The organism is Stenotrophomonas sp. 22385 (assembly GCF_052045085.1).
Taxonomy (GTDB): domain Bacteria; phylum Pseudomonadota; class Gammaproteobacteria; order Xanthomonadales; family Xanthomonadaceae; genus Stenotrophomonas.
This window is the reverse complement of the sequence record NZ_JBQEOG010000004.1, coordinates 241,789-267,818: the sequence shown is the minus strand read 5'-3', so window position 1 is coordinate 267,818 and position 26,030 is coordinate 241,789. Positions and strand designations below refer to the sequence as shown.

16 protein-coding genes are annotated in these 26,030 nt (G+C 68.7%); 9 read left to right on the top strand and 7 right to left on the bottom strand.

Annotated features, from left to right (window positions below):
• Nucleotides 1-156 precede the first annotated feature (156 nt).
• The 7 genes from glgA to glgX are packed head-to-tail and all read left to right on the top strand — an operon-like array spanning nucleotide 157 to nucleotide 12,401.
• Nucleotides 157-1,719, top strand: coding sequence for a glycogen synthase GlgA (gene glgA, locus ACTJI4_RS09620; protein WP_392924005.1), 1,563 nt, complete (start codon nucleotides 157-159; stop codon nucleotides 1,717-1,719).
• Nucleotides 1,716-3,947, top strand: coding sequence for a 1,4-alpha-glucan branching protein GlgB (glgB, locus tag ACTJI4_RS09615; RefSeq protein ID WP_440869200.1), 2,232 nt, complete (start codon nucleotides 1,716-1,718; stop codon nucleotides 3,945-3,947). Before glgA ends, glgB begins: the two co-directional genes overlap by 4 nt.
• Nucleotides 3,944-5,686, top strand: coding sequence for a malto-oligosyltrehalose trehalohydrolase (gene treZ, locus ACTJI4_RS09610; protein WP_440869199.1), 1,743 nt, complete (start codon nucleotides 3,944-3,946; stop codon nucleotides 5,684-5,686). Before glgB ends, treZ begins: the two co-directional genes overlap by 4 nt.
• The gene (locus ACTJI4_RS09605) at nucleotides 5,683-7,599 is read left to right on the top strand and encodes a 4-alpha-glucanotransferase (RefSeq protein WP_440869198.1); all 1,917 of its coding nucleotides are present in this window, start codon (nucleotides 5,683-5,685) and stop codon (nucleotides 7,597-7,599) included. Before treZ ends, ACTJI4_RS09605 begins: the two co-directional genes overlap by 4 nt.
• Complete coding sequence (treY, locus tag ACTJI4_RS09600) at nucleotides 7,596-10,109, top strand: malto-oligosyltrehalose synthase (RefSeq protein ID WP_440869197.1); 2,514 nt, start codon at nucleotides 7,596-7,598, stop codon at nucleotides 10,107-10,109. Before ACTJI4_RS09605 ends, treY begins: the two co-directional genes overlap by 4 nt.
• 10 nt (nucleotides 10,110-10,119) lie before the next feature.
• Nucleotides 10,120-10,284: a DUF2934 domain-containing protein gene (locus ACTJI4_RS09595; RefSeq protein ID WP_440869266.1), complete on the top strand. Its 165-nt coding sequence runs from the start codon at nucleotides 10,120-10,122 to the stop codon at nucleotides 10,282-10,284.
• The gene (gene glgX, locus ACTJI4_RS09590; RefSeq protein ID WP_440869196.1) at nucleotides 10,281-12,401 is read left to right on the top strand and encodes a glycogen debranching protein GlgX; all 2,121 of its coding nucleotides are present in this window, start codon (nucleotides 10,281-10,283) and stop codon (nucleotides 12,399-12,401) included. The genes ACTJI4_RS09595 and glgX overlap by 4 nt, the downstream gene beginning before the upstream one ends.
• A 6-nt stretch (nucleotides 12,402-12,407) precedes the next feature.
• On the opposite strand, the gene ACTJI4_RS09585 is transcribed toward glgX, so the two are convergent.
• Complete coding sequence (locus tag ACTJI4_RS09585; RefSeq protein WP_440869195.1) at nucleotides 12,408-13,631, bottom strand: patatin-like phospholipase family protein; 1,224 nt, start codon at nucleotides 13,629-13,631, stop codon at nucleotides 12,408-12,410.
• Between the two features lie 74 nt (nucleotides 13,632-13,705).
• Nucleotides 13,706-14,620: a LysR family transcriptional regulator gene (locus ACTJI4_RS09580; protein ID WP_392923984.1), complete on the bottom strand. Its 915-nt coding sequence runs from the start codon at nucleotides 14,618-14,620 to the stop codon at nucleotides 13,706-13,708.
• A 127-nt stretch (nucleotides 14,621-14,747) separates the two neighbouring features.
• On the opposite strand from ACTJI4_RS09580, the gene ACTJI4_RS09575 reads away from it, so the two are divergent.
• The gene (locus ACTJI4_RS09575; RefSeq protein ID WP_392923981.1) at nucleotides 14,748-15,878 is read left to right on the top strand and encodes an alkene reductase; all 1,131 of its coding nucleotides are present in this window, start codon (nucleotides 14,748-14,750) and stop codon (nucleotides 15,876-15,878) included.
• Here ACTJI4_RS09575 and pip read toward each other — a convergent pair.
• Nucleotides 15,854-16,816, bottom strand: coding sequence for a prolyl aminopeptidase (gene pip / locus ACTJI4_RS09570; RefSeq protein ID WP_392923978.1), 963 nt, complete (start codon nucleotides 16,814-16,816; stop codon nucleotides 15,854-15,856). The genes ACTJI4_RS09575 and pip overlap by 25 nt on opposite strands.
• A gap of 49 nt (nucleotides 16,817-16,865) precedes the next feature.
• Entirely contained in the window at nucleotides 16,866-17,312 is a 447-nt protein-coding gene (locus ACTJI4_RS09565) for a hypothetical protein (protein WP_440869194.1), read from the bottom strand.
• Between the two features lie 130 nt (nucleotides 17,313-17,442).
• Between ACTJI4_RS09565 and ACTJI4_RS09560 the strand changes: the two genes are divergently transcribed.
• Nucleotides 17,443-22,197, top strand: a complete 4,755-nt coding sequence (locus ACTJI4_RS09560; protein WP_440869193.1) for an ATP-dependent helicase — start codon at nucleotides 17,443-17,445, stop codon at nucleotides 22,195-22,197.
• Between the two features lie 10 nt (nucleotides 22,198-22,207).
• Here ACTJI4_RS09560 and ACTJI4_RS09555 read toward each other — a convergent pair whose 3' ends face one another.
• The 3 genes from ACTJI4_RS09555 to paoC are packed head-to-tail and all read right to left on the bottom strand — an operon-like array spanning nucleotide 22,208 to nucleotide 26,030.
• The gene (locus ACTJI4_RS09555; protein ID WP_440869192.1) at nucleotides 22,208-22,807 is read right to left on the bottom strand and encodes a nucleotidyltransferase family protein; all 600 of its coding nucleotides are present in this window, start codon (nucleotides 22,805-22,807) and stop codon (nucleotides 22,208-22,210) included.
• Nucleotides 22,804-23,835 (bottom strand): XdhC family protein, encoded by a 1,032-nt coding sequence (locus ACTJI4_RS09550; RefSeq protein ID WP_440869191.1) that lies wholly within the window; start codon nucleotides 23,833-23,835, stop codon nucleotides 22,804-22,806. Before ACTJI4_RS09550 ends, ACTJI4_RS09555 begins: the two co-directional genes overlap by 4 nt.
• Nucleotides 23,832-26,030 carry an aldehyde oxidoreductase molybdenum-binding subunit PaoC gene (gene paoC / locus ACTJI4_RS09545; RefSeq protein ID WP_440869190.1) on the bottom strand — a complete coding sequence of 733 codons (2,199 nt, stop codon included), beginning with the start codon at nucleotides 26,028-26,030 and terminating at the stop codon, nucleotides 23,832-23,834. The genes ACTJI4_RS09550 and paoC overlap by 4 nt, the downstream gene beginning before the upstream one ends.

Genomic DNA, 26,030 nt, shown 5'->3' with positions numbered 1-26,030 from the left:
GAAGTTGTCGCGCTGTGTTCACGAGTTGTTTATTCGCATCACAGGTAGATTCCAACCAAGGTTGACGCGCGACGGCTCCGGCGCCGCAGAAGCCCCCCGCTCCTGGCGCAACGCCATGGGCACCCCCACAGCGGTTCCACCTTCGAGATAACCCCCATGTCGCCTCCGCGCGTCTCTGCTGTTCCTGTTCCTTTGCCTGTTCCCGCTGCAGAGGGCGCTGGTCGCGGCAACCGCGTGCGCCGCGCGCCCCGCCTGCGCGCGGTGGAAAGCACCCCTGCGCCCACCGCCAGGACCGCGCGTGCGCGACGCGTACTGTTCGTGACATCGGAAATGGCCGACTACATCAAGGCCGGCGGGCTGGGCGACGTGGCCGCATCGCTACCGCGCGCTCTGCGCGGGCGCTCCGACGTGCGCGTGCTCATCCCGGGCTATGACGAGGTGATTGCCGGTTCGCCCGACCTGCGTCTGGTCGGCCGCGTCCCGGCGCGCGCGGGCATTCCGGCCTGCGACATCGGCGAAGCCACGCTGCCGGATGGGCTGCCGGTGCTGGTACTGGTATGTCCGGCGCTGTACCAGCGCGGCGGAAGCCCCTACGTCGATGGCAGCGGCCAGGACTGGAGCGACAACGCGGTGCGTTTTGCCGCGCTGTCGCGCGCCGCTGCGGTGATCGCCTGCGGCAATGCGGGGCTGGAGTGGCAGCCGGAACTGCTGCATCTCAACGACTGGCCGTGCGCGCTGGCAGCCGCCTACCTGCGCTGGTACGGCTCGGCTGTGCCGGCGCTGCTGACCATCCACAACCTTGCCTACCAGGGGCTGTTCCCGCTGGACCAGGCGGCGGCACTGGGCGTTTCGGCCGACCAGATGGACAGCATCACCTTCCACGGGCGGCTTTCCTTCCTGCAGGCCGGGATCGTCCATGCCGACCAGGTGAACACGGTCAGCGTCAGCTATGCCCGTCAGATCACCGGCCCGGAGCAGGGCTGCGGGCTTGACGCGTTGTTGTCGCGGCACGCCGCCAGCGGCCGCCTGAGTGGCATCGTCAACGGCATCGACAGCAGCTGGGATCCGCGCACTGATCGCCATCTTACCGAGCACTTCGACCTGCACCGCTGGGAGGGCCGGGTGGCCAACAAGCGTCGCGTGCAGCGTGCGCTTGGCCTGCCCAACAGCGACGGCCCGCTGTTTGCGGTGGTGTCGCGGCTGGTTCACCAGAAGGGGCTGGACCTGAGCTGCGCGGTCGCCCATCAGATTGCCGCGGCCGGTGGGCAGCTGGCCATCATCGGCGGCGGTGAGCCGCGCATCGAGGCCGACGTGGCCGCGCTGTCGCGACGCTTTCCTTCCTCGGTGGGGGTTTATCCGGGGTTCGATGAAGGGCTGGCCCGCAAGATGTTTGCCGGTGCAGACTTCCTGTTGATGCCGTCCCGCTTCGAGCCGTGCGGACTGAGCCAGATGTACGCGCAGCGATTCGGCTGCCTGCCCATCGCCCATGCGACCGGCGGCCTGATCGATACGATCGAGGACGGCGTGACCGGGCTGCTGTTCGACTCCGCCGATGCCGATGCCCTGCGTCGCTGCGTGCAGCGCGCCTTCCGTACCTATCGCATGCCGGGCCTGCTCTCGGCGATGCGCCGCGCTGCGATGCTGCGGCCGGGCAGCTGGGACCTGGCCGGCTCCCATTACCTGCGGTTGTACGACCGCGTGCTGGAGCGTCAGGCATGAGTGAGGATGTGCGTGTGCGGTGCGAAGACCTTGTGGTTGATGAGCAGCGGGAGGAAGCCGCCGAGCCATTGCCCGTGGCGTACGCCGATCTGGTGGCCGGTCGACCCTGCGATGCGTTCGCGCTGCTGGGTCCGCACCAGCAGGCGGCAGGCTGGCAAGTGACGGTCTGGCTGCCGGGGGCACGCGGCGCCAGCGCACAGCTGTCGTCTGGCAGTTGGCTGGCGCTGGCGCGGGTAGACCCCGCGGGTCTGTTCCAGGCCCACGTCACAGAACGGGGTACGGGGCTGCTGCGCATCCAGTGGCCTGACCATGTGCAGGAGATCGAAGACGCCTATGCCTTCGGCATCCAACTGGCCGAATCGGACCTGCATGCATTGCGTGCCGGCGACCCCGATGCCGCGCGAGGTTGGCTCGGTGCGGTGGCGACCAGCTGCGACGGCGTGCGCGGGGTCCGCTTCGCGGTCTGGGCGCCGAACGCCAGCCGCGTGGCCGTGGTAGGCGATTTCAACGGCTGGGACACCCGCCGCCACCCGATGCGGCTGCGTCATGACGCGGGCGTCTGGGAGCTGTTCCTGCCGCGGGTGGAGGAGGGTGCCCGTTACAAATTCGCGCTGACCGCCGCAGACGGAAGTGCGGTGATGTTGAAGGCCGATCCGATGGCGCGCGCCTGCGAGTTGCCACCGGATACCGCCTCGCGTGTGCGCGCAGCGTCCCGCCACGAATGGAATGACAGTGGCTGGATGGAAACCCGGTCCCTCCAGCCGGGCCAGGCGATCTCGGTTTATGAGGTGCACGCCGGCTCCTGGCGGCGCGACGCAGATGGCAACCCTCTCGATTGGAATGCGCTTGCCGCACAGTTGATTCCTTACGTGAAGGCGTTGGGGTTCACCCACGTGGAGCTGTTGCCGGTCAGCGAGCACCCGTTCGGCGGCTCGTGGGGCTATCAGCCACTGGGTCTGTTTGCACCCACTGCACGCCATGGCAGCCCGGATGACTTCGCCGCCTTCGTGGACCGCTGCCACCAGGCGGGTGTTGGGGTCATCGTGGATTGGGTGGGTGCCCATTTCCCCACCGATGCCCATGGCATGCAGCGGTTCGATGGCACCGCGCTGTACGAGCACGAGGACCCGCGCCTGGGGCTTCACCCGGACTGGAACACGCTGATCTACAACTACGGTCGCGCCGAAGTGGCCGCCTTCCTGATCGGCAGCGCATTGGAGTGGATTGATCGCTTCCATATCGACGGCCTGCGCGTGGACGCGGTTGCGTCCATGCTCTACCGCGACTACAGCCGCGCTGAAGGGGAGTGGCTGCCGAACGCCAACGGCGGGCGCGAGAACCTCGAGGCGGTGGCGTTCCTGCGCCGGTTCAACGATGCCATTCGCGCCCGCTTCCCGGATGTGCTGGTCATGGCCGAGGAATCGACGGCCTGGCCAGGCGTGACCGCTTCTACCGCTGCGCACGGACTGGGGTTCACCCATAAATGGAACATGGGCTGGATGCACGACACCCTGGCCTACCTGCACCGCGACCCCATCCACCGCTGCCACCACCACGGCGAGATGACCTTCAGTGCGATCTATGCCTTCAGTGAGCGCTTCATCCTGCCGCTGTCGCACGACGAAGTGGTGCACGGCAAGGGTTCGCTGCTGGCCAAAATGCCCGGCGACCGCGACCAGCAGCTGGCCAACCTGCGCGCGTGCTACGGCTTCATGTGGGCGCACCCGGGCAGCAAACTGCTGTTCATGGGCGGCGAGTTCGCCCAGCCGGCCGAATGGAACCACGACGCCAGCCTGGACTGGGACAGCGCCGCGCAGCCAGCACACGCCGGCATGGCCCGGCTGATCGGCGATCTCAACCGCCTGTTGCAGCAGGAACCCAGCCTGCGCCTTGGCAACGACGAGGAAGCAGGGTTCGAGTGGAGTGTCAGTGACGACCACCGCAACAGCGTGCTCGCCTTCGTTCGTCATGCCCCGGCAGGCGAGGGACGCTCCACGCTGGTGGTGTGCAACTTCACCCCGGTGACCCGTCACGGCTATCTGCTGGGGGTGCCGTCGGCGGGGCAGTGGTCCGAGCTGCTCAACACCGACAGTGCGTTCTACGGCGGCAGCAACATCGGCAATGCCGGTCGTGTGTCCACGCTTGCCCGGCCGATGCATGGCCACGCCCAGTCGCTGCCGCTGACCCTGCCACCCCTGTCGGTGCTTTACCTGCAGGCAGAGGAATGAGCGTCGAGGCAGGGCGCTGGGGTGCCTGGCCGGGCACGGACGGTCATTGGCACTTCTCGCTCTGGGCGCCCGCCGCGCGGCGCATGGATCTGCTGTTGGAAGGCGCCGAGCTGACGATGCAGCGCGACCACAGCGGCTGGTTCACGCTGCGCACCCCGGCGGCGGCAGGCATGCGCTATCGCTACCGTATGGACGGCGAACGCGTGGTGCCCGACCCGGCCTCGCGCGAGCAGCCGGAGGGCCTGTTCGGCCCCAGTGCACTCGCCCTCGACGACGCCTTTGCCTGGCAGCACCGGTCCTGGCGCGGGCGCCCCTGGCATGAGGCGGTGATCTACGAAGTGCACGTGGGCGCAGCGGGAGGCTCCTACGATGCCGTGCGCGCACAGCTGCCGCAGCTGGCGGCGCTGGGGTTCACCGCTATCGAACTGATGCCGCTGGCCACTTTCCCGGGCAACCGCAACTGGGGCTACGACGGCGTGCTGCAGTACGCGCCGGCTGCAGCCTACGGCACCCCGGATCAGCTGAGGGCGCTGGTCGACGCCGCCCACGGGCTGGGCCTGATGGTGCTGCTGGATGTGGTCTACAACCATTTCGGGCCGGACGGTAATCCGCTGCCGGCGCTCGCCCCAGGCTTTTTCCAGGAAGATGTACATACCCCGTGGGGGGCGGCCATCGACTTCCGCCGGCCCGAGGTGCAGCGCTATTTCATCGACAACGCGCTGATGTGGCTGCGCGACTACCGCATTGATGGACTGCGCCTGGACGCAGTGCATGCCATCCAGCCCACGGCGTTCCTGGAGACCCTGCGCGCGCGCATCCACGCGGCACTGCCCGGCCGCGAGATCGCGCTGGTGCTGGAGAATGAGCACAACCAGGCATCGCTGCTCGCCGCCGGCTTCACTGCGCAATGGAACGACGACTTCCACAATGCGCTGCACGCGCTGCTGACCGGCGAGCATGAAGGCTATTACCGCGATTTCGCCGATGATCCGAACGGCCGCCTGCGTCGGGTGCTGGCCGAAGGCTTCGCCTGGCAGGGCGAGGTCAATGCATCCGGTCGGACGCGCGGTGAACCGAGTGCCGCCATTGCGCCGCGCCAGTTCGTGGTGTTCGCCCAGAACCATGACCAGATCGGCAACCGCGCGCAGGGCGAGCGCCTGCTGCAGCTCATCGGCCCGCGCCGGACCGCGCTGGCGCTGGCGCTGACCGCGTTGACCCCGGCGATTCCGCTGTTCTTCATGGGCGAACCCTGGGGGGCCACGACGCCGTTCCTGTTTTTCACTGACCACCGTCCGCCGTTGGACGTGCAGGTACGCGACGGGCGACGCGCCGAGTTTGCCCATTTCAGCAGTTTCCGCGACGACGCCCTGCGCGCCCGCATTCCCGACCCGAATGCGCTCGGTACGTTCAAGGCGTCGCGCTGCCCCTGGCCCGACCCGGGCGATGCGGAGGCAGCGTGTTGGCTGGGCTGGTTCAGCGCGCTGCTGGCGGTACGTGCGGCCTGTCTCGGAACCGCGGTCGACGTGCGTCCGCTGGGTGCCGAGGTGCTGGCGCCGGGGGTGCTGCGTGCCGGCTGGCAACTGCCCGATGCGCAGTGGTGGATCGCATTCAACGCCAGCGATGCGGCCGAGGCCGTGGGCCTTCCGTCCGGTCGTGAAGTATTCAGGCTGGGTGCGGCGCGCGATGACGGGCGCTTGGAGCCGAACGGGCTGTATGCCGTTCTGGTCGATGGCGCATGAAGGGCGCCGCGTCACTAAGCGCGCTGGCCGACGCGGTCGGTCTGAGTGTCGACTGGACCGACGTCGCCGGACGGCCGCAGCGGGTGCACGAGGACGCGCTGGTGCCGCTGCTGGAGGCGCTCGGGGTACCGAGCGCGAATCCCGCACACCGACGCGACGCCCTGCTGTCACTGCGCTTGGCACGGCAGCGCCCCGTACTCTGCACCACCCTTGTGGGTGAGCGGGTGCAGGCGGGTCCCGCCGACGCGCCTTGCCTGTGGGAGCATGAGGACGGCGGTCGAGAGGAAGGACGTGCAGACGCGCACGGCAACGCGCAGGCACCCGCGCGCCCCGGCTATTGGACCCTGTCCTGCGGCGCGCGCAGCCAGCGCGTTGCTGTCGCTCCCGCACGTTGCTTCGGAGTGCCGGACGCGGTGAAGGGGCCATCGCACCCCTGGGGGCTCGTGCTGCAGCCGTACGCGGCGCGCGGCCCGCATGATGGTGGGGTGGGCGATACCGCCGCGTGTGCTGCGTGGGCGCAACGCGCTGCGATCGCCGGTGCGGACGCGCTGGCCTTGGGGCCGGTGCACGCCGCCAACGGCATCGACGCCGCCTACAGTCCCTATTCGCCGGGCGACCGACGCTATCTGGAGGCGATCCATGCCGCGCCTGTGGACGCCTTTGGCGACATCGCACTACAGGTACTGGACCAGCATCCTGCGCTGCGCGAGAAGCTCGCCGCGCTGGAGGACGCGACGCTGATCGACTGGCCCGCTGCCGCCGCGGCAAAGTGGGCGTGGCTGGCCGCGGTGCGCGCCGCCGTTTCTGCAGATCCAGCAGCAGCCGAGGACCTGCAGCGCTTCGTTGAAGAGGGAGGGCAGGCGCTGGAGCGGCACGTCGCGTTCTCGCACCCGCACGCAGGCGTGTCCGCACCGCTGTACCGGTTCGGGCAATGGGTGGCAAGCCGTGGCTGGCGGCGGGCGCAGCATCTGGCGCGAGGCGCCGGCATGGGTATCGGCCTGATCGCCGATCTGGCGGTGGGTTTCGATCCCCGTGGTGCCGAAGCTGATGCTGCGGGCAGCGCCCGCCTGCAGGGCCTGGTGCTGGGAGCGCCCCCCGACGCATTCTGCGCCGGCGGCCAGGTATGGGGAGTGACCAGCTATTCTCCGCAGGGACTGCATGAACTGGGCTTTGCGCCTTTCATCGCGCTGCTGCGCGCGGTGATGCGCGACCGCGGCGGACTTCGCATTGATCACATCCTGGGCTGGCAACGGCTGTGGGTGGTGCCGGAAGGGGCCGGCGCAGGGCAGGGCGCCTACCTGCGCTACCCGCTGCAGGACCTGCTCAACATCGCGGCGATTGAGTCCTGGCAGCAGCGCTGCATCGTCATCGGCGAAGACCTTGGCGTGGTTCCGCCCGGCATCCGCCAGACACTGGCCGCGCGCGGTGTGCTGGGCATGGATGTGCTTGCGTTCGCCCGCGACGAGGCAGGCGGCTTCCTGTCGCCCCGGGCCTGGCGCGCGGACGCGGTGGCGATGACCGGCACCCATGATCTTCCTACCCTGGTCGGATGGCGGCGTGGCCTCGACCTGGGCTGGCGGTACCGTCTGGGTGAGATGGATGACATTGCCCTGCAGGCGCAGGCCGCCGAACGCGCGGCCGATGTGCAGCGCCTCGATCTCGCGCTGGGCCAACCGGCCGGGAATGAAACAGACGTGCGCCTGGCTGCGCTGGAGTATGTAGCGTCCAGCCCGGCCGCGCTGGCGCTGCTGCCGGTGGAAGACGCGCTCGGCATGGCCGAACAGGTGAACCTGCCAGGCACCGTGGCCACCCATCCCAATTGGCGGCAACGCCTGCCCGTATCGGGCGCTGGACAGACACTGGAGGATTCGATGGCCCGTTTCGCAGCCGCACGCCGCAGGGCCGAGGCATGAGCATCGTGCGTGCGACCGTCCGGCTGCAGCTGCATGCCGGCTTTACCCTCTACGACGCCGCGCGCGAGCTCGATTATTACGCCGCGCTTGGCATCAGCCACCTGTATCTGTCTCCGGTCTGGCACGCCGTGCCAGGCTCAACGCACGGGTACGACGTGGTTGATCCCAGTGCGATCAACCCCGCCCTGGGGGGCGAGGACGCCCTGCGCGCCCTGGCGGCGCAGGCGCGTGCGCTCGGCATGGGGCTGGTCCTCGACATCGTGCCCAATCACATGGCCGCGCACGCCGACAACCGCTGGTGGTGGGACGTGCTTCGGCACGGGCGTCAAAGCGCGTACGCACACTGGTTCGACATCGACTGGCGCGCGCCCCTGTCGCAGGGCCGCCTGCAGGTGCCCGTGCTGGACCGGCCGCTGGACGCTGCGTTGGACGAAGGCGCGTTGCGCATCGACAGCAGCGCCAGCGAACCGGTGCTGCGCCACCACGACACGCGGCTGCCGCTGGCGCCGGGCAGCGTGCCCGACACGCCCGCGCCTGACCTGCGCGCGGTGGTGGGCGCGCAGGCGTACCGGCCGCTGTGGTGGCGGCTGGGCGATGACCGCCTCAACTACCGGCGTTTTTTCACCATCTCCTCGCTGGTCGGACTGCAGGTGCAGCACGACGACGTGTTCGATACCGTACACCGGTTGCCGTTGGCGTTGCTGGCCGAGGGCCTGGTTGACGGGCTGCGCGTGGACCACGTCGATGGTCTGGCCGACCCACAGGCCTACCTGCAACGACTGCGGGCCGCCATGGATCACGCGTGGGGCCAACGCGCGGAGCGGCCCCTGCTGTGGGTGGAAAAGATCCTGGCGCCGGACGAGGACCTCCCATCCGGATGGGACTGTGACGGCACCACCGGCTACGACTTCATGGACCAGGTCGGGGCGTGGCTGCACCAGTCCTCGGGTGAAGCGCCACTGGCGCGGCAGTGGCGCCAGTCCACGGCCCGGACCGCACGTTTCAGCAGCGAGGAGCGGCTGGCGCGCCGTGAAGTCCTGGAGCGCGGCCTCCGGAGCGAGTTCGATGCGCTGCTGCGGCTCGTGGTGAAACACGAGCGCAGTGCGGTGCAGCCGGGCGCACGGCTGGGCCGCGCGGTCCTGTCGCGGGGGCTGACCGCACTGCTGGTCCGGTTCCCGGTGTACCGCACCTATGCGACGGCGACGACGGCCCATGACGCCGATCGCCAGCGCTGGGACAACGTGCTGGACGGGGTGGCAGGCGAAGAGCCCGAGGACACGGCACTGGCCGCACGCTGGATCGCCGCACGATTCTGGCAGGACGCCACCGCGGAAGCCGATCTGCAGGCGCGCGCAACGCTGCGCCGGCGATTCCAGCAGCTCAGCGCCCCGCTCAATGCCAAAGCGGTCGAAGACCGGGCCTTCTACCGTCATGGCGTGTTGCTGTCGCGCAATGAAGTGGGCAGCCACCCCGATCATTTCGCGCTGTCCAGCCGTGCCCTGCACACGCGGACGCAGATGCGCGCCAGCCGCCACCCGCAGGCGATGCTGGCGACCGCCACCCACGATCACAAGCGGGGCGAAGACAGCCGCGCCCGCCTGGCGGTGTTGTCCGAACGTCCGCAGTGGTGGGCGCGGCAGACCCGCTCGCTGGACCGCCGCGCGGCCCGCCTGGGTCTGGCCCTGCCGCCGCCGGCAGTTTGCCAGATGCTCTGGCAGACCCTGCTGGGCGCCTGGCCGACGCAGGGCATCGAGGATCCCGCACGCTTCGCCGCGCGCATCGTGGCGTGGCAGTGCAAGGCACTGCGCGAATCCGACCTGTTCTCCTCGTGGACCGACCCCGATGCGGTGATGGAGCAGAGGGTGCAGACCTTCATTGAAACGCTCCTGCTGCATCCGGCTACGGGGTCGCTGCGCAACGTGCTGGAGCAGGCGGTCGCCCACGTGGGTGCCGCTGGCGCGCGCAATTCACTTGCACAGGTCGCCCTTCGGCTGACCCAACCCGGTGTTCCCGATCTGTACCAGGGCACTGAAGGCTGGGACCTGTCGCTGGTGGATCCGGACAATCGAGCGCCGGTGGATCATGCGCAGCGCCGTGCCTGGCTGGAAGATCGCCGCTCGTGGGCACAGCTGCTTTCAGACTGGCAGGACGGCGCGGTCAAGGCACGCCTTGTGCAGCGCCTGCTTGCGCTGCGGCAGGCCCGACCCGCGCTGTTCGCCGGCGGAGACTACCAGCCGCTGCACGCCGACCGCGAGGTGCCGATGCTTGCCTTCCTGCGTCGGCATGCGCACGACTCGCTGCTGGTCGCGGTGGCGCGGCATACCGTGCTGCAACCTGCGCGACAGGGTGCAGCCCTGGGCGACTCACACGCAGCCGGTGCGCTCCTGGTGATTCCCCAGGGGACGTACCGCAACGTTCTGACCGGCGCCTCCCTCGTGAGCGACGGTTCTCCCATGCGACTGCGGCAGCTGTTCAACGGCAGCCCGGTTGCGATCTACTCCACCTGCTGAGACGACGATGATGGACGAACAACAGAAGGCCGAACGCACCCGGGAACTGGCCCGGCAGATCTGGGAGGCCGAGGGGCGCCCGGATGGGCACTCGGCGCGTCACTGGCAGATGGCCGAGCGGCTGGTCGCCGCTGAGATCGAAGCGTCCCTGCATGACCAGGAGGCCAACCGATGAGCCGCGCCACCAGCACCAGCCATTCTCGGGTGAAGGCCGGAAGGCCCTATCCGCTGGGCGCGACCTGGGACGGGCTGGGGGTGAACTTTGCCCTGTACTCCCGCCATGCCACCCAGGTGGAGCTGTGCCTGTTCAACGAAAAAGGCCGCGAGGTGGAGCGGATCCGCCTGCCCGAATATACCGACGAAATCTGGCACGGCTACCTGCCCGATGCGCGTCCGGGACAGCGCTACGGGTATCGTGTGCATGGGCCGTACGCGCCCGATGCCGGCCACCGCTTCAATCCCAACAAGCTGGTAATGGACCCGTACGCCAAGCAGCTGGTCGGGCAGATCAAATGGGCGCCGCACCTGTTCGGCTACACCATCGGGCACAAGGACAAGGACCTGAGTTTCGACCGGCGTGACAGCGCCGCGTACGTGCCGCGCTGCGTGGTGGTCGACCCGGCGTTCACCTGGGGCGACGACCGTCGTCCATCGGTACCGTGGGACCGCACCGTGATCTACGAAGCGCACCTGCGGGGGCTTTCGATGCAGCATCCCGAGGTTCCGGAGGCTTCGCGCGGTACGTTCTCGGCGCTGCGCGCCGACGCGATCACCGACCATCTGCGTCACCTCGGGGTGACCGCGCTGGAACTGCTGCCGGTGCATGCGCACGTGGATGACCAGTACCTGGTGGAGCGCGGGCTCAAGAACTATTGGGGCTACAACACGCTGGGTTTCTTCGCGCCGGACCCGGCGTATCTGTCCACCACTACCATCGCCGAGTTCAAGCAGATGGTGGCCAGCCTGCACCATGCCGGCCTGGAGCTGATTCTCGATGTGGTCTACAACCACACGGCCGAGGGCAACGAACTGGGGCCCACGTTGTCGTTCAAGGGCATCGACAACGCCAGCTACTACCGCCTGGCCGATGACCGCCGTTACTACATCAACGACACCGGCACCGGCAACACCTTCGACCTGACCAATGCCGGCGCACTGCGCATGGTGATGGATTCGCTGCGCTACTGGGTGCAGGACATGCACGTGGACGGGTTCCGCTTCGACCTCGCCACCATCCTTGGCCGCGAGCGGGCCGGGTTCGATCCGTCCGGCAGCTTCCTCGACGCGGTACGCCAGGACCCGGTGCTGAGCCAGGTCAAGCTGATCGCCGAACCGTGGGATATCGGCCCGGGTGGGTACCAGTTGGGCAACTTCGCACCCGGCTGGGCCGAGTGGAACGATCGTTTTCGTGACAACCTGCGCGCCTTCTGGAAGGGCGATGAAGGGCAGCTGTCCGAATTCGCCACACGCCTGATGGGGTCGGCCGATCTGTTCGACCACAACGGCCGTCGGCCGCCGGCCTCGGTCAATTTCGTGACCGCCCACGACGGCTTCACCCTGCACGACCTGGTCAGCTACAACGACAAGCACAACATCGACAATGGCGAGGAAGGTCGCGACGGCAGCGACCACAATATTTCCTGGAACCACGGCGCGGAAGGCGCCACGGACGACGCGGGCATCCTCGCGCTGCGCCGTCGGCAGATGCGCAACCTGCTGGCAAGCCTGCTGTTGGCCCAGGGCACGCCGATGCTGCTGGCCGGCGACGAATTCGGCCGCACCCAGAATGGCAACAACAATGCGTATTGCCAGGACAACCCGATCAACTGGATCGACTGGGAGCGCGCGGCCAGTGAAGAGGGCCAGCAGCAGTCGCAGTTCGTCCGCCGCCTGCTGGCGCTGCGCCGCCGCTATCCACAGCTGCGTCGCAGCCGCTTCCTTGACGCTCGCGACGGCCACGAGGCTGACGCCGCGCACTGGATCCGTCCGGATGGGCAGCCGATGCAGGAGGCCGATTGGCACGCTCCGCAGCAGCGCGCGTTGATGCTGCAGTTGCCGGCCATGCCGCAGGAGGGCGAGGCACACGCGGCCGAAAGCACACAGCTGCTGTTGCTGATCAATGCTGCCGCTGAACCACAGGTGTTCGTGCCACCCACGGCCGACAATACCCCGTGGCGGCTGCTGATCACCTCGGTGGACGACACGCCGGTGCAGGCCGACGACCACGGCACGTGGCGGTTGCCGGATCGTGCGATCGCCCTGCTGGCCAGTCGTGGCGGCGGGTCGCACTGACCCGCGTCAGGGATCGTCGCCGGGCGTCATCCCGGGTGGCCGCGACAGCCACTCGGGGCCGGCGCGGGCGCGGTCATGGCCGACCTCGTACAGGACTTTCATGCGTTCCGGGTCAAAGCTGGTCGCCTCGGGCAACGCCAGGGTGGAATCGATGGTGACCCAGGCAAACCGCGCGCGGTCGCGGCGCGCATAGGCGTATTCGCGGAACAGGTCGCCGATCATGCCGGCGCGGCCGGCCACGTCGATGGTGCGGAACGCGATGCCACGCAGCGAACGTTCCGCCGGATCGGAGGCGGCATTGAGCTGGCCGTTGTGGATCATGAAGGTGTCATAGGTGGCCGGCGCGCGGGACAGGCGGTTGTAGATCCGCTGCGGATCGATGACGCCGGCATGCAGGAAGATGTTGGCGGCAACGAAGCCATCCACGTGCATCTCGTCGTAGCGGTGGCCGTGTACGTCCACTTCGATCAGCACCGGCGGAAACGCGATGGGGATGGAGGCCGACGCCAGCATCACGCGGCGGAACAACGCCATCGACTCCGGTGTCCCGCGGCTGGCGATCAGGCCCATGTTCCAGACCACGAAGTGACGCGAATCCAGGTCCGCCGTGCCCATGTACAGCCGCCGCCCGGCGCGATGCTCGGCGGCGATCTTTGCCAGCAGCGGCGCATCGATCGCCGTGGCGATGAGCGCTTCCAGCGGCGCGGTGTGGGCGAGCGAGTCGCGGCGCAGCAGCGCCATCAGCGGGTTGCCGGCGGCGAACACGTCGGCATTGGAGGTGGTGGTGTAGAAGCGCCGCAGCGCTTCGTCGTAGTCCGGCCCGAGGAATGCATACGGCGCCATCAGCGCACCGGTGGACACACCCGTGACGATCTTGAAGGTGGGGCGGGTGCCGGTAGTGGTCCAGCCATTGAGAAAGCCGGCGCCGAATGCGCCATTCGCACCGCCACCGGACAGCGCAAGATGTGGGTAATGGATGCGCCCGTCCGCAGCCACGGGAAAGTGGTCCGGGTGTTCATCGCGGATGGACTGCTCGAAATCGAGCTCCATGTCGCGGTTCGGCCGGCCGGCCCAGGCGCGCACATCCGGCATGCCGGGTATTACCGCCCAGGCTACCTGATCGGCGGGCACGGGGGTGCGGGGCAGGGTGGCGCAGCCGCCCAGCAGTAGGCTGGCCGCCAGGACAGCGGCCAGAAGCGGAAGGCGGCGGAAGGTATGGATCGCATCCATTCGCCCAGCGTGGCATCGACCCGGACCCGGTTCCACAGTAATTCCCGCAGCGCGTGGACACGCATGGCGTGTCCCTACGGGCGATCCCAGTTGCCGAATCCCTCCAGCAGGAACGCCGTCACCTCGCGGACCTTGCGGGAGCGCAGCTTGTTCTCGGGCGAGAGCAGCTGGATGTAGGAGGTCTCGGTCGCGACCGAGCCCTCCCACGCCCCGAGCAATGGCACCAGTTGCTGCTTCGCGAAGCTTTCGCGGTGGTACAGCCAGCTGGGGAACAAGACCACGCCGTGCCCTTCGAGCGCCGCGGCGAGCAGCACTTCGGCGTTGTTGCTGCACAACGGCCCGCTGACGTTGATGCCTTCGAACGGCTGCGATGCCTCCTCGCGGAAGTACCAGCGCTGGGTGCCGAACTGGCCCTTGTAGAGCAGGCAGCGATGGTCCAGCAGGTCGGCGGGCACCTGCGGCGTACCGTGCGCGGCCAGGTAGGCCGGGCTGGCGGCCACGATCTGCTGCTGGGCAGCGACGGTTCTGCCGATCAATCCCGAATCCACCTGCGGCCCGATCCGCACCGTGATGTCCACGCCTTCCTGCACCGGGTCGATGTAGGCGTCGGTGAGCTGCAGTTCCACATCCAGCGCCGGGTGCCCGGCCTGGAGCGCGTTGATCAGTGCGGCCACGTGCAGCCGCCCGAACGCTTCCGGCGCATTGATCCGCAGCCGGCCACTCAACCCGCCGTCATCGCGCCCCAGGTCGTCCACGGCCGCATCGAGCAGTTCGATGGCTTCGCGCACCTGCTGGTGGAAGCGCTCGCCGTCCTCGGTGAGCCGCACCGCGCGGGTGCTGCGGTAGAACAGCTGGCGGCCCAGGTCTTTTTCCAGCGCGGCGATGAAGCGCGACACCGAGGAGGCCGGTACCCGGAAATGCCGGGCGGTGGCCAGGAAGCTGCTGGTACTCGCCACCATCAGGAAGTAGCGCAGGGCCTTGAGCTGCATGGGGCGTGCTCCATGAATGCCATTTGAGCAATTGTGATTTGCCCGTTGGCTGGATTGTAGCTGTATCGGCATCTGTCTAGCATGCACACCTGCCCGCATTGGCGGGCCCCTCCCCAGGAACACCGCAATGACGTCCTTGTTCACCCCGTTCGATCTCGCCGGCACGCCGCTCCGTAACCGCGTGGTGATGGCCCCGCTCACCCGCGCCCGCGCGCCCAACGACATCGCCGACGAGCGCATCGCGCTCTATTACGCGCAACGCGCCACCGCCGGCCTGATCGTCAGCGAAGGCACCCCGATCTCGCAGGAAGGGCAGGGTTACCTGTTCAACCCGGGCATCTTCCGCCCGGAACAGATCGAGGGCTGGCGCCTGGTGACCAACTCGGTACATGCCCTGGGCGGCCGCATCGTGGCCCAGCTGTGGCACGTGGGCCGGGTTTCGCACCCGACCATCCAGGCCGATGGCCGCCTGCCGGTGAGCGCCAGCTCCAAGCAGCCGGTGGGCGCGCAGGCGTTCGGCTACGACGAAACCGGCACGCCGACCCTGGTGGCACCGCCGGCGCCGCGCCAGCTGGCCACCGACGAGATCGCACGCATCGTGGGCGAGTTCGCGCAGGCGGCGGCCAATGCGATCGACGCCGGTTTCGACGGCGTGGAAATCCACGGCGCGAACGGTTATCTGTTCGAGCAGTTCATGAACCCGCTGGTCAATGACCGCACCGATCAGTACTCGGCCGACACCATGGAAAACCGCCTGCGCTTCACCCTGGAGGTGATCGACGCGGTGGTGGCCCGAATTGGTGCGGCGCGCACCGGCATCCGCCTGTCGCCGTATGGGCAGCTGTTCGACATGCCGTTGCACGATGGCATCGACCAGACCTACGGCGTGCTGAGCAAGGCCATCGGCGAACGTGGACTGGCCTTCGTCCATCTGATGGACCAGTCCGGGTTCAAGGTGGGCGATGTGGTGGTCGACCCCGGCGCCGAGGGGGGCTTCCAGGGCCTGCTGCGCACCATCAAGGGCAACCTGCCCAACACCGCGTTGATCCTCGCCGGTGGCCTGGACCGCGCACGCGCCGAGCAGTTGATCGACGCCGGCCTGATCGACCTGGCCGCCTTCGGCACGCCGTTCATCGCCAACCCGGACCTGGTGGCGCGCCTGCAGAACGGCTGGCCGCTGAACACCCCGGACCGCACCACGTTCTACGGCGGTGGTGCGAAGGGTTACACCGATTACCCGGCGTACGCTGCGGCCTGATCGGCGAAGGCATCGGTGGCGCGCACCAGCGCGTCCACCGTGGCCGGCTCGGTCGCGCTGTGGCCGGACAGCACCATCTCCAGTCTGGCTTCCGGCCATGCCTGGGACAGGTCCCATGCGCTGCGCGGCGGGCAGATGATGTCGTAGCGCCCCTGCACGATCACCCCGGGCAAGTGGCGGATGCGGTCGATGTCGCGCAGCAGCTGGCCGTGCTCCAGGAACGCGTTGTGGCGGAAGTAGTGCGCTTCGATCCGCGCCTTGGCCAGGGTATCCAACGGGTCGGCGTCGGAGACGGCGTCCACGTCGTGTACCAGCGTGGCGGCGAAGTCCTCCCAGCCCAGCCAGGCCTGCGCCGCTGCGATTCGGGTGGCACTGTCGTCGCTGTCCATGCGTTGCCAATAGGCCTCGATCATGTTGCCGTGTTCGCCCTCCGGCAGATGGGCAGCGTAGTTCGCCCAGCGCTCGGGAAACACCCAGCGTGCACCGCCATCGGCTTCATTGAACCAGCGGTTCTCTTCGGCCCGGCCCAGGTAGACGCCGCGCACGATCACGCCGGTGGCGCGTTCGGGATGCGCCTGCGCATACGCCAGGGCCAGCGTGGAGCCCCATGAGCCACCAAACACCAGCCAGCGTTCGATGCCCAGCCGGGATCGCACGGTTTCGATATCGGCCACCAGGTGCGCGGTGGTGTTGTCGCGCAGTTCGCCGAACGGAGTGGAGCGGCCGCTGCCGCGCTGGTCGATCAACACGATCCGGTAACGCGCGGGATCGAAGAAGCGCCGGTGCGTCGGCGAAACGCCCGCGCCAGGACCGCCATGCAGGAACACGACCGGGATGCCGTCAGGCGTTCCGCATTCCTCCACATGCAGGGTGTGCAGGTCATCGACCTGAACGTGGTGCTCGCGGAACGGGGTGATCGACGGATAGAGCGTGCGCATGGAGGAAACCTTGGGGCGGGTGCCATGCAAGGATAGCCCACGCATCGGATCAGTCGCGCTCTACGTCGACGTCCACGTCCCGTGCGGCGTCGCGTAGCAGTTCGACCGTAAAACGCGGTGAGCCGCGTCGCGCCGTGATGACCACTTCCTCGCCACCGACCAGCACCGCCGTATAGCGGTTGCCCAGCCGCCCGCCCAGTGCATCGCGGACGGCGATGGCGATGTCCACGTTCGACTCGCCCTTGCGGATCGGAATATCGACATGCATCGGCGACTCCTCATGCACCCAGAGACGGAAGCTGATGATGCCGTCTGAATCGGCCGCGTCGCTGAACTCCAACCGCCAGCGGTCGGCCGGCTCGGGTCGCGGTGCCTGGTCGGCTTTCGGCATGAGAAGCGGGGAGAACTGCGCGTGGACAGGCGCAGGGGCGGCAGGCAGCGCGCAGATGGCAACCAGCACCGCCACCAGGGTGTTTCTGATCGCCTGCGGATTCATGCTGGACGCTCCGCCGTTGGCCGAGGAAACAACCCAGCGTGAGCCTTGCATGAAAAGGCGCCGTCCGCATCGGAAAATCTGCGTGGACGTGATCGGTATTTCTACGCAGCAGCAGGTAAGGTGGGCAGCCATGGCCTCCGACGCTGCTTCCGCCCCGACCGTATTCACGCCCGCTACCCACGCCTGGTTCGCGTCGGCGTTTCCCGCACCCACTCCGGTGCAGGCGGCGGCGTGGCGCGCCATCGCGGCGGGCGAACACACGCTGGTGATCGCGCCGACCGGATCGGGCAAGACATTGGCAGCCTTCCTGCATGCGATCGACCAGTTGTACCGCGCGCGACAGCAGGAGGCAGCGGCGCAGGCAGGCGCTTCGAGAGCAGCGCCGCGCCGGACCCGCGTGCTCTACCTTTCGCCGATCAAGGCATTGGGTGCTGACGTCCAGCGCAACCTGCAGGTGCCATTGCAGGGCGTCGACGCCGAGCGCCAACGGCGTGGCGATCCCGCGGTGGCCCTGACGGTTGGCATCCGCACCGGCGACACGCCGGTGGCTGAGCGTGCGCGCCTGGTGCGGCGGCCGCCGGACATCCTGATCACCACGCCCGAATCGCTGTTCCTGATGCTGACCTCGAAAGCGCGCGAGACGCTGCGCGAGGTCGATACCGTGATCGTGGATGAAATCCATGCGGTGGCCGGCAGCAAACGCGGCACCCATCTGGCGCTCAGCCTGGAGCGGCTGGACGCATTGCTGCAGGTGCCCGCGCAGCGCATCGGCCTGTCCGCCACGGTGCGCCCGGTGGAGCAGGTGGCTGCCTTCCTTGGTGGTGACCGGCCGGTGACCGTAGTCGACCCGGACAGTCCGCGCCATCTCGACGTACGCATCGTGGTGCCGGTGGAGGACATGGCGGACCTGCCGCCGCACGCAGGGCCCGGCGCGGAACGTGAACCGGGCGGCCGGGTGGGTTCGATCTGGCCGCACGTGGAAGCGAGCATCCTCGACCAGGTGCTGGCGCGGCGCTCCACCATCGTGTTCGCCAACTCGCGTGGCGTAGCCGAGAAGCTGACCGCGCGGCTCAACGAGCTGCATGCCGAACGCAGCGCGCGCGCAGCCGGCCAGCCGCCGGTCGCGCCGGTACCCGAGCAGTACGGCTCGTTCACCGGCAGCACCGTGTCGCGGGTGGTGGCCAGCCCCGAGCTGATCGCGCGGTCGCACCACGGCTCGGTTTCCAAGGAACAGCGGCGCGACATCGAGCAGTCGCTCAAGGACGGTTCGCTGCGCTGCGTGGTGGCCACCTCCAGCCTGGAACTGGGCATCGACATGGGGCTGGTGGACCTGGTCATCCAGGTCGCGGCGCCACCGTCTGTGGCCAGTGCGCTGCAGCGGATCGGCCGGGCCAGCCACCAGGTCGGCGGGACTTCCACCGGGCTGGTCTACCCGCGCACGCGACGCGACCTGATCGACGCCACAGTGGCGATCGAGCGGATGCTGGAAGGGCGCATCGAAGCGGTGGATCCGCCGCGCAACCCGCTGGACGTGCTCGCCCAGCAGACCGTGGCGGCGGCCTCGATGGAGCCACTGGATGTCGAGGTCTGGTATGCGCGCATACGTCGCGCGGCACCGTACCGCACGCTGCCGCGCAGTGCGTTCGATGCCACGCTGGACATGCTGGCCGGGCGCTACCCGTCCGACGACTTCGCAGGCTTCCGTCCGCGCCTGCTATGGAACCGGCAGACCGGTGAACTGAGCGCGCGCCCCGGGGCCAGGCAGCTGGCGGTGACCAGCGCCGGGACCATTCCCGACCGTGGCATGTACAGCGTGATGCTGCCCGAAGGCGAAGAACGTGCCGGCTCGCGCCGGGTCGGTGAGCTGGACGAGGAGATGGTCCACGAATCGCGGGTCAATGACGTGATCACGCTGGGGGCCACTTCCTGGCGGATCGAGCGGATCACCCATGACCAGGTGGTGGTTACGCCCGCGCCCGGGCGCTCGGCACGGCTGCCGTTCTGGCGGGGCGAAGGCGTGGGCCGTCCGGCGGAACTGGGTGAGGCGGTAGGCGCGTTCCTGGCCGCGCTGGATGCCGACGCGGGCAACGACACGCTTGCACCGGCGTTGCTCGCGCGGTTGCAGGGGGCGGGCCTGCAGCCCAATGCGATCGCCAACATCGTCGGCCTGCTGGACGAGCAGCGCGCGGCAACCGGCGTGCTGCCGACCGACCGCCGGCTGGTGGTGGAACGCTGCCGTGACGAATCCGGCGATTGGCGGGTGATGCTGCATTCGCCCTACGGACGGCGCATCCACGATCCCTGGGCGCTGGCACTGGCAGGGCGCATCCAGGACCGCTGGGGCGTGGACCCGGCGGTGGTGGCCAGCGACGACGGCATCATCGTGCGCATTCCGGATTCGTCCGGGCGGCTGCCCGGTGCCGAGCTGTTCCTGTTCGAGCCGGAACGGCTGCGTCGTGAGGTCACGCTGGCGGTAGGCAATTCAGCGCTGTTTGCCGCGCGGTTCCGTGAGTGTGCCGCACGCGCACTGTTGCTGCCGCGAAGCAAGCCCGGGAAGCGTTCGCCGCTGTGGCAGCAGCGCCTTCGCGCCGCCGAGCTGCTGGCCATCGCACAACGCTATCCCGAATTCCCGATCCTGATCGAAGCGGCGCGCGAGTGCCTGCAGGATGTCTACGACCTGGATGCGCTGGACACGGTGATGCAGCGGCTGGCCGAGGGCCGCATCGAGATCGCCGAGGTCACCACCGAGGTGCCGTCGCCGTTCGCCGCCAACCTGCTTTTCGGCTACGTGGCCGAGTTCATGTACGGCACCGATGTGCCGCTGGCCGAGCGCCGTGCATCGGTGCTGTCGCTGGATGCTGGACTGCTGGGCGACCTGCTGGGCCAGGTGGATCTGGGTGAATTGCTTGATCCTGCGGTGGTGGAACAGGTGGGGTTGGAGCTGCAGCGGTTGGCACCGGGGCGCCAGGCGAACGGCAGGGAAGGAGTTGCCGACCTGCTGCGCGAGCTGGGGCCATTGAGCGAAACCGACATCGCGGCGCGCCTGATCGATGCAGACGGCGTCAGCGTGCATCTTCTGTCGCTTAAGAGCGAACAGCGCATCGTGTCCGTTCCGATAGGCGGACGGCAGGTCTGGGCCGCAGTGGAGGACGCCGCCCGTTTACGGGATGCGCTCGCCGTTGAACTGCCGGACGGTGTACCTGCCGTGTTCCTGCAGCCTGCCAGCGACCCGTTGGGCGAACTATTGGGTCGCTACGCGCGCACCCATGCTGCATTCACGACGGGCGACGCCGCACGTCACTGGGGGCTGGGGGTGGCCGTGGTGGACGCGGCGCTGGAGCATCTGGCCGGACAGGGCAAGGTGCTCAGTGGTCATTTCGGCGCGGGGCAGGCGCGCGACGATGGCGACGATGCTGCAACGGTTCCGTTGGCGCGCCGCGAATGGGTGGGGGAGGCCGTGTTCCAGCGCCTGCGCCTGCGCTCCCTGCAGGCCGCGCGCGAAGCGACCCGTCCGGCCAGCCGTGAGGCGTATGCGGCGCTGCTGCTGGAGCGGCATGGGCTGGTGGCCGACGCGACGGTGGCGTCCCGCTCCAGCGCGGTCCCTGCGCACGGCGCGTTGCAAGGCGCGGACGGCGTACTGCGTGTTATCGAGCTGCTGGCCGGCGTGCCACTGCCGGTGTCGGCGTGGGAGCAGCAGATCCTGTCGGCACGGGTAGCCGACTACACACCGACGATGCTGGACGAACTGCTGGCAACCGGCGCGGTGGCGTGGGTGGGGCACGGCCGCCTGGGCGAGGATGACGGTCTGGTGTCGCTTCACGTGCAGGAGGGCATGGGCGAAACGTTGCCTGTCGTGCAGGCGATCGAACCTTCGCCCCTGCAGACGGCGCTGTTGACGGTGCTGGCAGACGGGGGCGCGTTCTTTGCACGGCAGCTGGCCGCCGCAGTGCAGGCGCGCCTGGCGGCTGCGGGAGTGGACGACGTCGTGGTCGACGCCGAGACGCTGCACACCGCGCTATGGGAACTGGCGTGGGCGGGTGTCGTGACTACCGATCTATGGACGCCGCTGCGCCACCTGTCGGCCACCCGACCCGCGCGCCCACGGGCGACGACGTCTGCGCGGCAGAGTCGCTACGCACGGGGCAGGGCGATGATGGATCCACTCGGCGCGGCGGGCGGCCTGCAGCCGATGGCGACCACGTTGGCCACACCCACCCTCGCGGGCCGATGGTCGCTGTTGCAGCGGCCGCCGGTCAGCGACACGGTGCGCGCGGTCGCGCTGGCGAACGGGCTGCTGGAGCGCCACGGTATCGTGACGCGCGGCGCGGCCATCGCCGAAGGCATCGCCGGCGGTTTCCCGGCGCTGGTGCAGGTGTATCGCGGCATGGAAGATGCCGGCCGGGTGCTGCGAGGGCGGTTCGTCGATGGCATGGGCGGCGCACAGTTCGCAGAGCGTGGCATGGTCGATGCGTTGCGTGAGGTGGCCGAGGCACAGCAGCCGGGGCAGGTTGGACTGAGCCTGGGGCTGTCGGCGGTGGATCCGGCCAATCCGTTCGGGCCGGTGCTGCCGTGGCCGGCGCACCACGCAACGCAGCGGCCGGTGCGACGGCCCGGGGCGCTCGTGGTGATCGGCGGTGGTCGCCTGCGCATGTACCTGGCCCAGGGCGGTCGGCAATTGCTCACATGGTTCGCGCCGGGAGCGCCCGGCGAAGATGCTGCGCTGACGGCGGCGGCGCAGGCGCTGGTGATCGCACTGCGACGCGGGCGGCGCATGTTTACGCTGGAACTGATTGACGATGCGCCCATCCAGCGCGACCCGGTAACCGAGGCACTGCGCGCGGCGGGTTTCTCCAGCGCGCCACGCGGCCTCGACTGGCAATCCTGAAACCACGACGTCAGTCGTCGATCAGTCCCAGTTCGTGCGCGGCGCGCAGATCGTCGGGGGTATCGATATCCAGCGCGAGGGCAGGGGCGTGCAGCACGCCGACCGTTCCGGGTTCCAGCGCACGCAGCCGTGCGCGGAAGCCGCTGTCACCCTGCCCATCGGCAAGGTCGGCGAACCACGCGCCGGGCACCACCGCCGGCACGCCGAGCGTGCCGAGCAACAGGGTAGCCGCGCAGCCTGAGGTGGACTGGCTGGCGCTCTCCAGCAACGCGTGCAGATGCGCAGCCTCCAGCGCGGGCTGGTCGCAGGCCACCACAAGCACCCGTGCGGATGCCTGCACGGCAGGCGCGGCGACCACCAGGCTGCTGCCCATGCCGCGCTGCGCGTCGGGATTGAGCGCCTGCACGCAATCGAGGTCGGCCACCGCGTCCCTGAGCGCTCCGGAGGCCTCAGGCAGCACGACCACCAGCAGTGAAGGTGCTGTAGCGGCTGTCAACCGGACCATCCGGTGCAGCAGGGTCTCGCCGCCGCGGCGCAGGAGCTGTTTGGGGCGGCCCAGCCGCGTGCTTGCGCCGGCGGCCAGTACCACGGCGGCATGGGCGTTCATCACGGCAGTTCCGGCACGCCGTGCCGCCACGCCTGCAGCTGCGCGGCAATGCTCAGTGCAATGGCCTCCGGCCCCCGCCCACCCAGTCCCAGCCCGACGGGCGAACGCAGGCGAGGGGAAAGCGATGCCCGCGTTTCGGGGGGCAGCACGGTGAACAGGTCATCGCGCCGTCGTCCTGGCCCCAGCAATCCGATGAACGGAATGGCCGTGGCCGCCAGCGCGTCCAACGCCTCGCGGTCCAGCTCGAAGTTGTGGTGCATCACCAGCACCGCATCCGGCAACGGCGCGTTCGTCCACCGCGTCCTGCAATCAGTGGACGAACCCCCGGTAGCACCCGACCGTTGGTCGGGTGTCGCGACAACAGCAAGCCGCTCCCGCCACCGCTCCCGTGGCTCATGAATCTCCACCCGCCATCCCAGGCCCCTCAACAAGGGCAGCAATGGCGCGGCCTCCGGCCCAGCCCCCAACACCACCACGCTCGGCGCACGCCGCCATTGCAGCTGCCACTCCGCGCGAGGGGCTTCCCAGTCGACCGGCGGACTGGCGATGTCATGGGAAAGACGCATAGCGCCGCAGCGCCATTGCAGTGCTCCGTCGCTGTGCAGCCTGAGCTCCAGCGTTCCCTCTCCCCGCAGCCACCGGCCAAACATGCCATCAATGCCGGCAAGCGCTGCCAGCGGAATCAACACCACCCGTTGCCGCCCCCGGCATCCCACCGCGTTGCCGGCAAACAATGCGTCATCATCGCGGGTATCGATCTCCATCCACGCCAAGGTGTTCCCGTCCACGGCCTGCATCGCTCGGCGTTCAATCTCCGGTTCCAGGCAGCCACCGCTCAGCCACCCGACGTGGCCGTGATCAGAAAACAGCACCACCGTGCCGGCGCGGGTATAGGTGGAACCCTCGGTTTCGAGCACCACGGCCAGCGCCGCGCGGCGACCCTCGTACAGCGCATCGAGGGTCGCCTCGAACACGAGGCCGGGGTTACCGTCCTCGGCATCCAGCGGCGTAGTGGCCAGGTCGGCACTCATCCCAGTGCAGGCAGCCCGGCCAGCAGCTTGTCCAGCGTGATCGGATACTCGCGCACGCGGGTGCCGGTGGCGTTGTAGATCGCATTGGCCACCGCCGCACTGACACCGCACAGGCCGAGTTCGCCCACGCCCTTGGCCTTCATCGGCGACGACACCGGATCGGTCTCGTCCAGGAAAACCACTTCCTGGTGGGGGATGTCGGCGTGCACGGGCACTTCGTAGCCGGCCAGGTCGTGGTTGACGAAGAAGCCCAGCCGCGTATCCACCGCCAGCTCTTCGGAAAGCGCGGCGCCCACGCCCATGGTCATCGCGCCGATCACCTGGCTGCGCGCGGTTTTGGGGTTGAGGATGCGCCCGGCGGCGCACACCGCCAGCATGCGCCGGATCCGGCTTTCGCCGGTGGCAACATCCACGCCCACTTCGACGAAATGCGCGGCAAAGGTGGACTGCTGGAACTTCTCTTCCAGTTCGGCGAACTCGATGGTGTCTTCCACCACCAGCTCGCCGTCGGCCGCGGCCTTGCCCAGCGCGACGCTCTTGCCGCCATCGCTGACCTTGCCCTTGGCGAAGGTGGCTTTCGCCGGGTCCAGACCCAGCTTTCCCGCTACGGCCTCGCGCAGCTTGGTGCAGGCGGCGAACACGCCGGCGGTGGAACTGTTGGCGCCCCATTGGCCGCCCGAACCGGCCGAGGCGGGGAAGCTGGAGTCGCCCAGTTTCACCGTAACCTGCTCCAGCGGCACGCCGAGCATTTCCGCGGCAGTCTGGCCGAGGATGGTGTAGCTGCCGGTGCCGATGTCGGTCATGTCGGTTTCCACCGTGACCCGGCCGCTGCCATCCAGCCGTACGCGTGCGCCGGATTTCATGACGAGGTTGTTGCGGAAGCCTGCGGCCACGCCCATGCCGACCAGCCAGCGGCCGTCGCGCCGGGTGCCAGGGCGGGCGTTGCGCTGGTCCCAGCCGAAGCGCTTGGCACCCTCGCGCAGGCACTGCACCAGCTGGCGTTTGGAGAACGGGCGTTCCGGATTGGCCGGATCCACCTGGGTGTCATTGCGGATGCGGAACTCGATGGGATCCAGGCCCAGCTTTTCGGCCATTTCGTCCATCGCGATTTCCAGCGCCATCAATCCGGGCGTTTCGCCCGGCGCGCGCATGGCGTTGCCTTCCGGCAGGTCCAGGTGCGCCAGGCGCAGTCCGGCCAGCCGGTTGGCGCCGGCGTACAGCAGCTTGGTCTGCTGTACCGCTTCTTCGGGCGAGCCGCCGGGCAGGTTGCCCGACCACGATTCGTGACCGATCGCAGTCAGGGTGCCTTCGGCGGTCGCACCCAGCCGGATCCGCTGCAGCGTGGCCGGGCGGTGGGTGGTGTTGTTGGCCACCATCGGCCGCGACAGCGTTACCTTGACCGGGCGCTTGGCAGCGCGCGCACCGAGCGCGGCCAGCACCACATCGGAGCGCACGAACAGCTTGCCGCCGAAGCCGCCGCCGATATAGGGCGAGATCAGCCGCACATTGTCCTTGGGCAGGCCCAGCGTCTTGGCCAGGTCCGTCCTGCCCCAATCGATCATCTGGTTGGAGGTCCACACCGTCAGCTTGTCGCCTTCCCAGGCGGCCAGCGTGGCATGCGGTTCCATCATGGCGTGCGACTGGTCCGGCGTGTGGTACATCGCATCCAGCGTGACCGGTGCGTCGCCGAAGGCCTTTTCAAAGTCACCGACGCGCGCGTCCGGATCGGTCTTCTGGAAATTCGTGCCTGCCTTTTTGGCTGCAGCCAGGTCATAGGCACCCTGTTGGGTGGCATAGCGCAGCCTCACCAGCCCAGCTGCGGCGCGCGCCTGTTCAAAGGTTTCCGCGACCACCAGCGCCAACGCCTGGTGGTAGTGCGTGATGTCCGGGCCGCCCAGCAGCGGGGCGGCATTGCGCTGCGACTTGTGCAATGGACCGGCATTGTCGGCGGTCACGATGGCCAGCACACCGGGCGAGCGGCGCGCGGCGTCGAGTTCCATCGACGTCACCCGGCCCTTGGCAATGCCGGCGGTGACTACGTAACCGTATGCGGCGTTTGGCACGGCATCGTGCCACTCGTAGGCGTACGTAGCATGGCCGGTTGTCTTCAGCGGGCCGTCGATCCGGTTCAGCGGCTTGCCCACCACCTGCAGCTGGTCGATGGGGTTGGTGCCGGCGGGGGTGTCGAATTTCAT